Source organism: Mesorhizobium sp. INR15, from assembly GCF_015500075.1.
Lineage (GTDB): Bacteria > Pseudomonadota > Alphaproteobacteria > Rhizobiales > Rhizobiaceae > Mesorhizobium.
In genome coordinates, this window is the sequence record NZ_CP045496.1 from 849,887 (window position 1) to 864,274 (window position 14,388).

Consider the following 14,388-nt stretch of genomic DNA (forward strand, 5'->3'; position numbering starts at 1 on the left):
CCTCAACGTTCGCAGCTGATTGCTGGGGTTCTGAGCGGCACGGTCATCTTGCAGCAAGGGTAATAGCCACCCTTGTCCTTGTCGGACTTCCTGTAGAAACAGAGCCCGACATCGACGGTGTCGCCCGGATAATGGCCGGTGATGCCGATCGTGTATGGTTTTCCAGGAGCATGCGACTGCGGGGTGGTGACCCCGACGCCCGGTGTCCTGGACTGAGCCTTGATCGAATCGCCGCCAAAGCCGGCATGGTCATGGAGATAGAGATCGGCCTCGAGGCCGGAGGGCGTGCAGAAATATTGGACATCCTCGACATCAAGACAGGGAGGCAGGTTGCCGGGGGGCGGGAAATCAGGCGGATAGAAGGGTGGCAGATAGCCGCCCGGTATTTCCTCGTAATAGCCGGCACGGCCTTCACAAGGATGCCAGACGGCGACGTCGCCGACATGGCCCTCAACCTCGAGGTCCTCGTAATAGCCGTCGAAGTCGACGAACCAGGAGCCGAAAGGCGGCACGTTGGCCGGCTTGACCAGCTCCGTCGGTGTGACCTGCACACCGTGAATGGCAAACGGCCCGCCGGCGGCGAGCTGATTGGCAAGAGTGGGATTGTCGCGCAATTTGTCGCCGGTGTTGACCAGCGTGTCGGTGCAGACCGACGTGTCGAGATTGCCTTCGGCGTCATAGCCATATTGCAGGTCAAGGCCGCCGGCCGACTGCCTGTTGCCTTGCGGGAAGCCGACCGCGTATTCCTGCGGCACTTCCACCCAGACCGATTCCGTTGCCGGATCGTCGGGATTCTCTCTGAAGTAGCGGATGACCTCGCCCTTGCCGGAATCGGCGAACCGGCTGTAGTCGTAGCGGTTTTCGACCGGGCCGCGCTGGGCCAGGTACATGAAGCCCTTGTTGTCGAAGGCGATGTCGGTGACAGCGTAGTCCTTGTCGGCCTTGACCGTCAGCTCCCAGCGCGGGTCGCCGGCGAAGGTGCCGTCGCGGGCTATGCCTACCGACCAGATCTCCGACTTTTCGCCAACCGAGTAGTAGACACGGCCGCCATGGTAGGAGACGGCCCAGACACGGCGCTCGTCCTGGGTGTAGCCCCAGGTGTCAGGATCTTCGGAATCGAAAGCCGCCCCCTGTATGTCCATCACCGAGCCATCATCGGCGACAGGGGCCAGGCCGTGTGCCGGACGCCCGGCAACGCCATGATCGAAACTGTCGATCAGCATGCCATTGGCATCGATGCGGTGGATCAGGCCGGTGTCGAGATCGGAGGCGAAGAACTGGCGGTGCGTGGGATCGAAGGTGAGGTTGCCGATGCCGGGACCGCTGTTGGTTTCGATGTCGGCGAATTTCGAGACCTGACCGGTAATGCCGTCGATTTTCCAGATGGTGCCGGGGCCGCCACCGTTTTCGGTGCCGAACTGGCCATCCATGAAGGTGGCGCCGGCTATGCCGCGGCGCTGCCGCTCGGGGCGGCCATCCCCGTCGGCGTCGGGGGTGACGATGCGCATGCCGTGCAGCGATGTCGCGCCGGCATAAAGGTTCGGCACGCCCGACGGAACCCCATTCCGCACGCCGTCATCATAGGTCACGCCGAATACCTGGCCAATCTGCTCGGCGGCGACCTCGAAAGGTGGCGGCGTGAAGACAACCTGACCCGACGCCGGCCCGCCAAGATGCGAAACGTCGAACACGCGCAAGGTGGCGCGCGTCGTGTCTATGAAAGTTTCGTCGACCGGATCGACGCCCGGTGGCAGGCCCTGGTCCAAATTGGGAATGGTGGTGCCGGAGAAGCCGGTCACCGCCATCGAGCCGGGATAGATGATCTGGGTCTGGGTGTCCTGAGCATGGGCAGCACCGCCCAGCCACAGCCCGACGGAGAGCGCCAGCGCCAGAAATCCGCCCGAGGCCTGGGCGGCGCGGCGCACATGGCCGGCGGCCGATGACATGAATGAGCCGTGGTCGCGAGACATGGCACTACCCCCGTAGCCTAAGGGAGAACCGTCCGGCGTTGCCGCTCGAATCAGGGCAAGTCGCGGCGTTCCGGCTCGTTCTTCCCTGATCGAATTGTCTGCTTTCCTCGAAATCACGATACGCCTGCTCTTACGCAGGGTCAACGGAATCAGCGGAAAGCCCAGCGCATCGACCCCGTCTCTGAAGCGGTGGTCGCGCTGGGCTCCTGTTGGTCCCGGAGACTTTGAAGTCTCAGGGTTTCTGGTCATGGCGGCTTCCTTTCCGGGCCGCACCATGCGGCACCTGAACATCAGTCGCTGACAGATGCCGAAAGGTTCATGGGGGAAGACCCCGGGGCCGGATATCGCGCTTGACCGTCACAGGCCTCCCGCCCGAGCCTGCAAACGGTTCCGGCAGGGCCCGCGGATTGCGTTGGAAGACATTCTCGTGCTTGCCGGTGAGTGTGGCGCGCAGAATGCTTGCGTGCCGCGCAGCCTGTTCTTATATACGCGCCAAGCCGTTCGGCGCCGGAACGCCGGTTGCCGGAACGGATTTTCTTGTGAACAGGGGCTTTCGTCGGAACGCCTGTACGGGTCCTGAGAGCCTGCTTAGCGGAGAGACTAGAAAAATGGCAAAAGTAATCGGTATCGATCTCGGCACCACCAATTCCTGTATCGCCATCATGGATGGCAAGGAACCCAAGGTAATCGAGAATGCGGAAGGCGCGCGCACGACGCCTTCCATCGTCGCCATCAGTGGCGACGGCGAACGTCTCGTCGGCCAGCCGGCCAAGCGCCAGGCGGTCACCAATCCTGAAAACACCATCTTCGCGGTCAAGCGCCTGATCGGCCGCCGCTATGACGATCCGGTGACGGAGAAGGACAAGAAGCTTGTCCCCTACAAGATCGTCAACGGCGACAATGGCGATGCCTGGGTCGAGGCCGGCGGCAAGAAGCAGTCGCCAAGCCAGATCTCGGCCATGATCCTGCAGAAGATGAAGGAAACGGCGGAAGCCTATCTCGGCGAGAAGGTCGACAAGGCGGTCATCACCGTTCCGGCTTACTTCAACGACGCCCAGCGCCAGGCCACCAAGGATGCCGGCAAGATCGCCGGCCTGGAAGTGCTGCGCATCATCAACGAGCCGACGGCGGCAGCCCTTGCCTACGGTCTCGACAAAAAGGAAGGCAAGACCATCGCGGTCTATGACCTTGGCGGCGGCACGTTCGACATTTCGGTGCTCGAAATCGGCGACGGCGTGTTTGAGGTGAAGTCGACCAACGGCGACACCTTCCTCGGCGGCGAAGACTTCGACATGCGCCTGGTCGAGTACCTGGCGGCCGAGTTCAAGAAGGAACAGGGCATCGACCTGAAGAACGACAAGCTTGCCCTGCAGCGCCTCAAGGAAGCGGCTGAAAAGGCCAAGATCGAGCTGTCGTCGACGACGCAGACCGAGATCAACCTGCCCTTCATCACCGCTGACGCGACCGGGCCGAAGCACCTGACGCTGAAGCTCACCCGCGCCAAGTTCGAAAGCCTGGTCGAGGATCTCGTCCAGCGCACGATCGAGCCCTGCAAGGCCGCGCTGAAGGATGCTGGCCTGAAAGCCGGCGAGATCGACGAGGTCGTCCTGGTCGGCGGCATGACCCGCATGCCCAAGATCCAGGAGATCGTGAAGCAGTTCTTCGGCAAGGAGCCGCACAAGGGCGTCAACCCCGATGAGGTCGTCGCCCTCGGCGCCGCCATCCAGGCGGGCGTGCTGCAAGGCGACGTCAAGGACGTGCTGCTGCTCGACGTGACGCCGCTGTCGCTCGGCATCGAGACGCTGGGCGGCGTGTTCACGCGCCTGATCGAACGCAACACGACGATCCCGACCAAGAAGAGCCAGGTGTTCTCGACGGCCGAGGATTCGCAGTCGGCCGTGACCATCCGGGTCTTCCAGGGCGAGCGCGAAATGGCCGCCGACAACAAGGCGCTTGGCCAGTTCGACCTGGTTGGCATTCCGCCGGCACCGCGCGGCGTGCCGCAGATCGAGGTCACGTTCGACATCGACGCCAATGGCATCGTCAACGTTTCGGCCAAGGACAAGGGCACGGGCAAGGAGCACCAGATCCGCATCCAGGCGTCGGGCGGTCTTTCGGACGCCGACATCGAGAAGATGGTGAAGGACGCCGAGGCCAATGCCGAAACCGACAAGAAGCGGCGTGGACTGGTCGAGGCCCGCAATCAGGCCGAGGCGATGCTGCATTCCTCGGAGAAGTCGCTGAAGGAATTTGGCGACAAGGTCACGGAAGCCGACCGTTCCGCCATCACCGACGCGATCGCGGCGTTGAAGACCGCCAGCGAAGGCGACGACGCAGCCGTGATCGAGGCCAAGACGCAGGCGCTCGCCGAAGCTTCGATGAAGCTCGGCCAGGCCATGTACGAGGCTTCGCAGAAGGAAGCGGCGGAAGCCGATGCCAAGGCGGACGCCGCCAAGGACTCTGACGTGGTCGATGCCGATTTCGAGGAAATCAACGAAGACGACGACAAGAAGAAGTCGGCCTGAACCGGTTGACGGCAAGATAAAGCGGAAAGCCCGGCGCAAAGCCGGGCTTTTTTGCAACTCTGGCTGAAAAAGCACGGGCTTCGCCGAAAAAATGCGGACGCCCTCGCGCCAACACTGGCATCCAGGTGCCATCGCACCTAAATCGGAACAGCAATGCCGGCAAAAAGACGCCGTGAAGACGTCGAGCATCCGGACAGCGGGAAAAAATGAAAGCTGATTTCTACGAAACGCTGGGCGTCCAGAAGGGCGCCGACGAGAAGGAGCTGAAGAGCGCTTTCCGCAAGCTCGCCATGCAGTTCCATCCCGACCGCAATCCCGGCGATCATTCCTGCGAGCACAAGTTCAAGGAAATCAACGAAGCCTACGAGACGCTGAAGGACCCGCAAAAGCGCGCGGCCTATGACCGCTTCGGTCACGCTGCCTTCGAGCAGGGCGGCATGAATGGTGGCGCGCAAGGCTTTGGCGCCGGCGGCTTCGCCGACATTTTCGAAGATATTTTCGGCGACATGATGGGCGGGCGCCAGCGCCGCTCGTCGGGCGGCCGCGAGCGCGGCGCCGACCTGCGCTACAACATGGAAATCTCGCTGGAGGAAGCCTTCGCGGGCAAGACCGCGCAGATCCGCGTGCCGGCCTCGATCTCATGCAGTGAATGTTCGGGCAGCGGCGCCAAGCCCGGCACCCAGCCTGTCACCTGCTCGATGTGCAACGGCCACGGCAAGGTACGCGCCACGCAAGGCTTCTTCTCGATCGAACGCACCTGCCCGCAATGCCATGGCCGCGGCCAGACCATCAAGGACCCGTGCCCGAAATGCGCCGGCCAGGGCCGCGTCACCGAGGAACGCTCGCTGTCGGTGAACATTCCATCGGGTATCGAGGATGGAACCCGCATCCGGCTTGCCAATGAAGGCGAGGCCGGCTTGCGCGGCGGACCTTCGGGCGATCTCTATATTTTCCTGGCGGTGAAGCCGCATGAATTCTTCCAGCGCGACGGCGCCGATCTCTACTGCAAAGTGCCGATCTCGATGACGACGGCAGCGCTTGGCGGCTCGTTCGAGGTAACGACGCTGGACGGCACCCAGACCAAGGTGAAAGTGCCGGAAGGCACACAGAACGGTCGCCAGTTCCGCCTCAAGGGCAAAGGCATGCCGGTGCTGCGCCAGCCCAATGTCGGCGACCTCTATATCCAGACCGCCGTCGAGACGCCGCAGAGCCTGTCGCGGCGCCAGCGCGAATTGCTGGAAGAGTTCGAGCAGCTCTCCTCGAAGGACAATTCCCCGCAGTCGAGCGGCTTTTTCGCCCGCATGAAGGATTTCTTCGAATCTTTCGGTGAGCGCTGACCGACGACGAAAACTATCTTATCCACGACATTGGCGAGACCATGCCTTGCCTTGGGCTCCGCCGATGCTAAGTACCTTCAACGGGGGCGTTGAGGAGAGCTTTGCATGACACGTGGTCCAGGACTGCGGAAGGCGCTAGCCGAGAAGTTCGACGACGAGCTTAAATTCTTCAAAGGCTGGATCGACAAGCCGAAGGCGGTCGGCTCGATCGTGCCGACAAGTTCCGTCACCGCGCGCAAGATGGCCTCTGTCGTCAATCCGAAATCCGGCCTGCCGGTGCTCGAGGTCGGCCCCGGCACCGGCGTCATCACCCGCGCGATCCTTGCGCAGGGCGTGCGGCCCGAAAACCTCTACGCGGTCGAATATTCCACCGATTTTGTCCGCCACCTGCGCCGGCTCTATCCCGGCATCAATGTCATCGAGGGCGACGCGTTCAACCTCGATGCGACGCTTGGCGACAAGAGCGGCATGATGTTCGATTCGGTTGTCTCCGGCGTGCCGCTGCTCAACTTTCCGGTTGCCCAGCGCATTGCCTATGTGGAGAGCCTGCTCGACCGCATCCCCATTGGCCGGCCGGTCGTGCAGCTTACCTACGGGCCGCTGTCGCCGATCCCTCCCGGCCGCGGCAATTATACGGTCAAGCATTTCGACTTCATCATCCGCAACATTCCGCCAACGCAGCTGTGGATCTATCGGCGCGAAGCGCATTAGATTTTTTTGGCGCAGACGGTTCGCGGATCGCATACTTGGCGATTAACTTGAACGCCCATCACTTCGTCATCCACGGGCGGAGCAAGGAGCGTCGCGACGCAGCGCAGACCCGAGGATCCATGCCGCGATGTATGGACGCCGCTGCGGTGCGGAATTCTGCTCCGGGGCGCTCCACGGCCAAGGTCACGGAATGGATCCCAGGGTCTCCGCGACGGAGCTTCGCCCAGTGATGACGAAGTCGGGGGGCGCGCCGAATCCCGAATGTTTATAGCTTCAGCGCGTTGATTTGCTGTGCCTCTGGCTGTACCTGTCCGGGAACAAGGGTGGCCAATGGCAGTGATCCCGAAAATCCTCGTCTTCGCCGGCTCCAACCGGACCGGCGCCTACAGCGGCAGGACCGCCGATGTGGCGCAAAAAGAGCTTGCCGTTCAGGGCGCGGAGGTGACCCGCATCTCGCTCCTGGATTATCCCCTGCCGATCGTCGACGAAGACCTGGAAAGGGAAAAGGGCGTCCCCGAGAACGCCGTGAAACTCGGCCGCCTGATCGCCGTTCATGACGGGTTGCTGATCGCCACGCCGGAATATAACGGCTCCATCCCACCGCTGCTCAAGAACACGATCGACTGGGTGAGCCGGGTGCGCAGGGACGCCGGTCGGTCGGTCAGGCCGCTTGCCGGCAAGGTTGCCGGCCTCTGCTCGTCTTCCAACGGTCACTTCGCCGGCATACGCTGCATCAACCATCTGCGCGCCGTGCTTGTGCGCTGCCAGATGGAAGTGGTGACACCGGAATGCTCGGTGCCTGAGGCTGGCAGCGCCTTTGACGAAAGCGGCAATTTCCATGACGAAAAACTGCACAAATCGATGGAGCATCTATGCCGAACGCTAATCGAAACCTCGCGCATGCTGTCGATCAGGACCGAACCGTGAATGCCAGCGCCATGCCGGCAAACATGAAGGACAGGCTGATCGTCGGCCTCGACGTGCCGACCTTGAAGGAGGCCGCGAAGGCCGTGCGCGAACTCGACGGCGTCGTCTCCTTCTACAAGATCGGTTATCAGCTGGCCTTCGCCGGCGGGCTCGATTTCGCCCGCGAGCTGGCCAGCGGCGGCACGAAGATCTTCCTCGACATGAAGCTGCTCGACATCGACAACACGGTGGCCAAGGGCGTCGAGAACATCGTCAAGATGGGCATGACCATGCTGACGCTGCACGCCTACCCCAAGACGATGCGGGCGGCGGTGGAAGCGGCCAGGGGCAGCGATCTTTGCTTGCTTGGCGTCACTGTACTGACTTCCATGGACGAGCAGGACGTGATCGACGCCGGTTATGAATACGACCCGCACACGCTGGTGCTGCGGCGCTCGGAACAGGCGCTGCACGCCGGGATGGGCGGCATCGTCTGCTCGGCCGGCGAAGCGGCAGCGGTGCGCCGCATCGTCGGGCCCGACATGGCGGTGGTGACGCCGGGAATACGGCCGAGCGGCAGCGACCACGGCGACCAGAAGCGGGTGATGACGCCGGCCGATGCGATCCGCAACGGATCGAGCCATCTGGTGGTCGGACGCCCGATCGTCGGCGCCGCCGACAGGCGCGAGGCGGCGCAAGCCATCCTGGACGAAATGCGCTCGGCCTGACGCTCAAGAACAATTTTGGAGGAAACTATGCCCAAGGGTTACTGGATTGCCCGCGTCGATGTGCGCGACGCGGAAGGCTACAAGGAGTATGTCGCCGCCTCCAAGCTGGCTTTCGACCGGTTCGGTGCCAAATTCCTGGCGCGGGGCGGTGAGCACGAGAAGGCGGAAGGGGTCGGCCGCGGGCGCAACGTGATCATCGAATTCGAATCGCTCGCCACGGCACATGACTGCTACCACTCACCGGAGTACCAGCGTGCCGTCGCCATCCGCCAGAAGGTGGCCGACGGCGAGATCGTTCTGGTCGAAGGCGTCTGACGCGTCCCGCTCAGGACGGAAACCCGCCTTCACACCTTTCCTGGAATGGCTCCAGGGCGCTCGTCTCCGGCGAGCGCTTCCGCCTGATGGCGGTGGCCGAGCATCTCGTAGCCAATGACGGTGACGGCCGGGGCCAGCATGACAATGATGAGGCAGACCGCCATGTCGACGCCGGCAAGTGCCGCGATGACCGCGAGTGCCACAACCGCCGCCGTCCCTGCCAGCAGCCAGATGTGGAAGGGGTCGAAGCGCCGCACGAGATAATAATAGAGCGCGTAGATCGCTCCAAGGAAGACGGCAACAGGAACAGCGGCGGCGAGCAACGTCGCCAACGGGCCTATATGTGCCTTGTCCTCGATGAAGTAGGCTGCGACATGCAGGCCGCCACCCGTCGCCACGATGGCCGTGATGATCACCATCTGACCATAACCCCAGACGAACGAGCGATCGCGGTGGGCGTGCAGGATTTGCCCTGACGGCAGCATGTAATATACCCACCACATGCCGAAGGTGAGCCCGGTGCCAGCGATGCCAACGAGTGCCGCATCGAGATTCCAGCCTTGCGCCTCGACCACGGCCGACAATGTCGCAACGGTGCCCACCACCCCTTCGCCGAGCGCTATGATGGCAAACAGGCTGTAGCGTTCGGCCATATGATGCGCGTGCCACGGCGTACCGTCGTCCCTGCCCTCAGCGATCATGGGGCCTGCCAGTTCGATCAGGAGCAGGATGACGGCCAACACGAGGCTCGTCGCCACCGAGAAGTCGACGAGTATCTGAATCACCCATCCTATCTGCGCCACCGAGATGGCCACGGCATAGGTGAGGCAGACGCGGCGCCGAACCGGGTCCTGCCGGGCAGCACGCAGCCACTGGAAGATCATGGCCAGCCGCATGATCACATAGCCCAGCACCATCACCGAATTGTCGAGATGCTGACCGTGCTCGATGGAGGCGAACATGCGCGGAAGGCCTATCGCCAGCACCAGCACGCCGATCATCTGCACCATGGTGACGAGGCGAAAAATCCAGTCGTCGGTATCATAGGCCGATGAGAACCAGGAGAAATTGATCCAGGCCCAGCATATGGCAAAGCTGGCGAACCCGAAGCCAAGCAACGCGGCGCCATAATGGCCATCGGCCAGCGAATGGGCGAACTGCGAGGCGGCGAAGCTGAACGCGGTGGCGAAAGTCAGGTCGAACAGAAGTTCGAGCGGCGTCGCCACACGATGAACCTCATGCGGATCGCGCCCAGCCATGCGCCTGACATGATGGTGAAGGGTTTCGGGGCTGACGGGCGTGGTGTTCATCGCGCGCTTTCGCTGAGGGCTTTGCGCCGACAGTAAGGGCAAGGCACAATGCGTCAAGGCGCGGCTGGGGCCATCTTCCTCAGGCCAGGCGGCTCACTGCCGTGTCGGCCATGGCATCGGCGAGGCTCGCATCCCATTGCTGGCGGCAATAGGCGCGAAAATCGAAGCAGGGCAAGCCGGGGCAGACCTCGAACTCGATGAGATGGACGGTATCGTCGGCCTCGACCCTGAGGTCGATGGAAAAGACGTCGCGCAAGCCGAGCCCGCTCATCAACCGCTCTGCGATGGCGCGGATTTTCGCATCGGCCACCGGTTGGCTGTCGGCGACCGGCAGCAGGTCGGGTTCGGCGTAGTCTCCGGCCGCCTTCGCCGCCTCGCCGGTGCCGCCGTAGAGCGCCATGCTGTCCGCCATGGTCTGGAAATCGGCGCCCGAATCGACAAAGGCGACGCCAAGCGCTTCGACCCCCGTGTCCGGCACAAGACCCAGGAAACTGGCGCGCACATTGCGCCCAGCGACATAGGGCTGCACAACGACATCATCGCGATAGGCGGCGAACACGCGCCGGCTGAGGTCGAGCGCGTGGCCGAGATCGTTGCAGCGCGAATCCGGCCAGATGCCGATCTTGGCGCCGAGCCGGTTGGGCTTGACGAACCAGCCGGCGGGTGACGCCGGCGGCTCGACCAGCCAGTTGCCGTTTCTTGCCAGGCCGGCCTGCGGCACCGGTAGGCCAAGCCCGCCGAGCACGGCGCCGGAACGGAACTTGTCCTGGCAGAGCGCGAACAGCGAATCATCCGCACCGATCGTTTTCAGCCCGCGCAGCCGCGCCAGCGCCGGCGCGGCGCCGCCCCTGAAATAGGCGATGCCGTCCGTCAGCGTCCAGACCAGCGTGGTCTTCGGGTCTTCGCCGGCGAACACCGCCGGTGCGTCATCGAGCGCTACGGGCGTGAAGGCCAGGCCGCGCGTCAGGCAAGCGGCGGCGAGCGCGTCGAACTCGTGGGCAAGATCGGTCGACTGCGCCAGATAGGAGGCAATTTCGCCGGCGCGTTCAGGTGCATGGCCATCAGCGACCAGCCTGTCGAGACAGGCCTTTTCCGGCTCGTAGACCAGCAGAAGCTTGGGACGTGACATGGCGGGAAATTCCTGGCGGGATTCGATATGCTGGCCCACCATCGCATTCGCCGCCGGCCCTGCTTTTCCAGAATCCGACACGTGCCGGACGCCTGCACGACAGAAGCGTCAGATCAGGACGCGAGGCTCGAAGCGGCCATTGACCTCGATATCAAGCAGGAAGGTCTTGCCGGCCTGAGGATCGAGCTTGCGCTGCTTGTCGTCGTTGCCTTGCCAGGCGGAGGTGACCGCCAGCCGATCGGCATTCTTGCCGACGAAGGCCGGGCAGGACGGTTGCGTCACGGGCATCGCGATCGAACGCACCAGCTTGCCGTCCGGGCCATAGGCTTTGACCACACTGCCGCCCCAGACCGCATTCCACAGGATGCCATCGCGGTCGAGCACCGAGCCGTCGATAAAACCCTTGGCCGAACGGTGATCGACGAACACTTTCGGCTCGCCAACCGGCAGGCCGGTCGCGGGGTCGCAGCCGACGCGCATCAAAAGCCCGGTCGACGTATCGGTGTAATAGGCGATCGCGCCGTCTTCGGTAAAGCAGATCGAATTCGACACCGTGATGTCCGAAAACAGCTTGCGCAGCTCGCCCTTGAAAAACCAGTAGATGGAGCCCGCGCCCTTCTCCTCGCCCTTGCCCATCGTGCCGACCCAGAATGCGCCGCAGGGATGGACGCGGGAATCGTTCGAACGGGTGACCGGATTGTCGGCTTCGATCGCTGTGTGCAGCGTCATCTTGCCGGTCGCGACGTCGCGGACGAAGAGGCCGGTCTCGGTGGCGATCAGCTGGCGCTGGTCATCGATGATGGCGATGGCGCTGGCCATCTGGCCAAGTTCATGAACATTGGTCGCGCCACCCGACAGGCGCCTGTCCAGAAGCCGGCCGTTGACGATGTCGAACCAGTATAGCGTATCGGTGGCGGGATCGTAGCTCGGCCCCTCGCCGAGCTTGCAGATGTGGTCGGAAAAAAACGGAAACGATCGCTTCGCTCATCATGCTTCCCCGTAGACCGCATCCCAGGCCGCGACGGCGGCGACCGCGCGCGCCGCGACGTCATCGACGCTCATGCCCGGCTTGAACAGGCTGGAGCCGAGCCCGAAGACCGTGACCCCCACCGCTTTGTAACCGGCAAAGTCCTTCTCCGAGACACCGCCGACCGCGCCGACCAGGGTCTGCGCCGGCAGCACCGCCCGGATCGCTGAAATGCCACCCGCGCCCAGCGCGCTCGCCGGAAAGAATTTCAGCGCCGAAGCGCCAAGCCGGATCGCCTGGAAGGCCTCGGTCGGCGTGAACACGCCAGGCATCGTCACCATGCCGTGATGCATCGCTCGCGCCATCACCTCGGCATCGATGTTGGGGCTGACCAGCAATCGGCCGCCGGCCTTGTGCAAATCATCGACATTGGCCGCTGTCAGCACCGTGCCGGCGCCGACCAGCGCCGTTTTCGGCAGCGCGCCGACGATGCTGGCGATCGAGGTAAAGGGATCCGGCGAGTTGAGCGGCACCTCGATCGCCTCGATGCCGGCGTCGAACAGCGCATGACCGATGGCCACCGCCTCAGTCGGCTTAAGGCCGCGCAGGATGGCGACCAGCCCACGCTTGAGTTTTGGAAAGACCGCGGTCTGGCTCATCAGGCAACTCCTGTCTTGGCAATCAAGTCTTGGCAATCATGTCTTGGCGATCATGCCGTTCTCACGCGCCGCCTCTATCAGGCCGGCGCGCACCGCCTCGTCCGCGTCGACGGTGCGCACCGTCAAGCCGGCAAACCCGAGCGCTGCCTGATAGAGCGTGGCTAGCGCGCCGGATGCAATCAACACCACGGATGCCGCGCCGGCGCCATGGCGGCGGCGCGCCGAGGCGATCTCGCCGCCAATCAGCAGGCCGGACAGGCAGGCGGCGGCATCGTCGGCCTTCAAGTCCTGAAGCAGGCCGGCGGCGCGGATCGAAAACAGCCTCGAGGTGACGTCGCCACCTTCCGCCAAGGCGGTTTCGCACCAGCTGCGGAAAAACGGATTGTCTGAAGCAACCGGCTTTGGCTGCTCACCCAGCGAGTGGCGCAGGATCGAATGCGCGGCCAGCACCGAAAACAGTTCTCCGGTCGGCCAGGTGCCGAAACCGGCAACGCCGCCGTCCTCGACCAGCACCCATTTCGAATGGGTGCCCGGCATGCAGACCAGCTGGCGCCCCTTGGCCGGCAGGCCGGCGCCGGCAAGCTGGGTTTCCTCGCCGCGCATGACATCGGGCGCGTCGGCCTGGCGCTGGGCGAGGCCCGGCACGATGCGGATGTCGCGGTGCTGGCCGGGAATGCGGGCAGCACCGGCAAGGAAGGCGCCGATCGGCGCCGGCACGGTGACATAGGAAGCTTCGATCCAGCCCTGACGCGAGCCGGCCATGCCGCAGATGATGACGGGCAATGCCTCCGGCGCTCCCATGGCGGCCAGATGGCCTTCGAGAATGGCCGAAAAGCCTTTCTGCTGCGCGGTGATCAGCCCGTCATCGCCACGGCGCTCGGCAAGGACGTTTCCCGCTCCGTCGATCAGCCAGACCCGCATGCGGGTGGTGCCCCAGTCGACGGCGGCAACTGCCGGGATCTTGCTCACAGGAAGCCTCCATCGACGATCAGCATCTGCGCGGTCAGCATGCGTGAGGCATCCGACGCGAGGAACAGCACCGTGCCGACGATGTCATCGGCCTGCATGACCTGCTTGATGCACTGTTTAGCGACATGGGCGGCTAGCGCCTGCTCGGTCACCCAGAGCTCTTTCTGGCGCTCGGTGATCACCCAGCCGGGCGCGATGGCGTTGACGCGGATGCCATCGCTGCCGAGCTTGCCGGCCAGCCCTTTGGTGAGACCGAGGATGCCGGCCTTGGCAGCTGTATAGGCCGGCATGTCGGGGTGATTGATCAGATAGGAGGTGGAGGTGAAATTGATGATCGAACCTCCGCCGGCCCGCTTCATGCCGGGCGCCACGGCCTGGGCACTGAAGAAGTGCGGGCGCAGGTTGACCGCCTGGTTGTTGTCCCAGAACTCCACCGTGACGTCTTCCACGGCGTGGCGATCGTCCAGTGCCGCATTGTTGATCAGCACGGTCACGTCGCCATGCGCCTCGGCTGCCCTGGCGGCGGAGGCACGCAAGGCCTCGATGTCGCGTATGTCGGTCTTGAGGTAGAGCGGACGCTGGCCGTGCTCCTTCTCGACGCGATCTGCCAGCGCCATGCTCGGGCCGTCGGCGATGTCGATGAAAGCGACTTTCGCGCCCTGGCGGACAAAGCCTTCGGTCAACGCCGCACCGATGCCGGACCCGCCACCGGTGATCAGCACCGAGGCTCCATCGAGGTCGGCAAAATGCGCCGATGGCATCATGATTTTTTCTCCCTGCGTGATCGGCGCGCATCCTAGCCAGACACGTCGAGCGGGCAAGGGCGAAACGGCGGATTTTTCGGCTTATGTCAGACAAAAAG

The 14,388-nt window shown here is 63.7% G+C and carries 13 protein-coding genes; 6 read left to right on the top strand and 7 right to left on the bottom strand.

Features of this window, described 5'->3' with window-relative positions:
* Nucleotides 1-2: 2 nt before the first annotated feature.
* Entirely contained in the window at nucleotides 3-2,246 is a 2,244-nt protein-coding gene (locus GA829_RS03935) for an NHL repeat-containing protein (RefSeq protein WP_195177256.1), read from the bottom strand.
* A 332-nt stretch (nucleotides 2,247-2,578) separates the two neighbouring features.
* Between GA829_RS03935 and dnaK the strand changes: the two genes are divergently transcribed.
* The 6 genes from dnaK (at nucleotide 2,579) to GA829_RS03965 (ending at nucleotide 8,492) form a co-directional block, all read left to right on the top strand.
* Complete coding sequence (gene dnaK / locus GA829_RS03940) at nucleotides 2,579-4,495, top strand: molecular chaperone DnaK (RefSeq protein ID WP_195177257.1); 1,917 nt, start codon at nucleotides 2,579-2,581, stop codon at nucleotides 4,493-4,495.
* A 206-nt stretch (nucleotides 4,496-4,701) separates the two neighbouring features.
* The gene (dnaJ, locus tag GA829_RS03945) at nucleotides 4,702-5,832 is read left to right on the top strand and encodes a molecular chaperone DnaJ (protein WP_195177258.1); all 1,131 of its coding nucleotides are present in this window, start codon (nucleotides 4,702-4,704) and stop codon (nucleotides 5,830-5,832) included.
* Between the two features lie 105 nt (nucleotides 5,833-5,937).
* The gene (gene pmtA, locus GA829_RS03950; protein ID WP_195177259.1) at nucleotides 5,938-6,543 is read left to right on the top strand and encodes a phospholipid N-methyltransferase PmtA; all 606 of its coding nucleotides are present in this window, start codon (nucleotides 5,938-5,940) and stop codon (nucleotides 6,541-6,543) included.
* A gap of 330 nt (nucleotides 6,544-6,873) precedes the next feature.
* Nucleotides 6,874-7,470: an NADPH-dependent FMN reductase gene (locus GA829_RS03955; protein WP_195177260.1), complete on the top strand. Its 597-nt coding sequence runs from the start codon at nucleotides 6,874-6,876 to the stop codon at nucleotides 7,468-7,470.
* An 11-nt stretch (nucleotides 7,471-7,481) separates the two neighbouring features.
* Complete coding sequence (pyrF, locus tag GA829_RS03960; RefSeq protein ID WP_374940407.1) at nucleotides 7,482-8,177, top strand: orotidine-5'-phosphate decarboxylase; 696 nt, start codon at nucleotides 7,482-7,484, stop codon at nucleotides 8,175-8,177.
* 27 nt (nucleotides 8,178-8,204) lie between these two features.
* Nucleotides 8,205-8,492 (top strand): DUF1330 domain-containing protein, encoded by a 288-nt coding sequence (locus GA829_RS03965; protein WP_195177262.1) that lies wholly within the window; start codon nucleotides 8,205-8,207, stop codon nucleotides 8,490-8,492.
* 29 nt (nucleotides 8,493-8,521) lie between these two features.
* Here the strand turns inward: GA829_RS03965 and GA829_RS03970 are convergent, their stop codons facing one another.
* From GA829_RS03970 to GA829_RS03995, 6 genes are all read right to left on the bottom strand, one after another.
* Nucleotides 8,522-9,802 carry a low temperature requirement protein A gene (locus GA829_RS03970; protein ID WP_195177263.1) on the bottom strand — a complete coding sequence of 427 codons (1,281 nt, stop codon included), beginning with the start codon at nucleotides 9,800-9,802 and terminating at the stop codon, nucleotides 8,522-8,524.
* A 79-nt stretch (nucleotides 9,803-9,881) separates the two neighbouring features.
* Complete coding sequence (locus tag GA829_RS03975; RefSeq protein ID WP_195177264.1) at nucleotides 9,882-10,931, bottom strand: D-alanine--D-alanine ligase family protein; 1,050 nt, start codon at nucleotides 10,929-10,931, stop codon at nucleotides 9,882-9,884.
* 108 nt (nucleotides 10,932-11,039) lie between these two features.
* Complete coding sequence (locus tag GA829_RS03980) at nucleotides 11,040-11,882, bottom strand: SMP-30/gluconolactonase/LRE family protein (RefSeq protein ID WP_195179517.1); 843 nt, start codon at nucleotides 11,880-11,882, stop codon at nucleotides 11,040-11,042.
* Nucleotides 11,883-11,918: 36 nt separating this feature from the next.
* The gene (locus GA829_RS03985) at nucleotides 11,919-12,557 is read right to left on the bottom strand and encodes a 2-dehydro-3-deoxy-6-phosphogalactonate aldolase (protein ID WP_195177265.1); all 639 of its coding nucleotides are present in this window, start codon (nucleotides 12,555-12,557) and stop codon (nucleotides 11,919-11,921) included.
* Between the two features lie 36 nt (nucleotides 12,558-12,593).
* Entirely contained in the window at nucleotides 12,594-13,478 is an 885-nt protein-coding gene (locus GA829_RS03990) for a 2-dehydro-3-deoxygalactonokinase (RefSeq protein WP_258052323.1), read from the bottom strand.
* A gap of 44 nt (nucleotides 13,479-13,522) precedes the next feature.
* Nucleotides 13,523-14,290: an SDR family NAD(P)-dependent oxidoreductase gene (locus tag GA829_RS03995; RefSeq protein WP_195177267.1), complete on the bottom strand. Its 768-nt coding sequence runs from the start codon at nucleotides 14,288-14,290 to the stop codon at nucleotides 13,523-13,525.
* Between the last annotated feature and the right edge of the window lie 98 nt (nucleotides 14,291-14,388).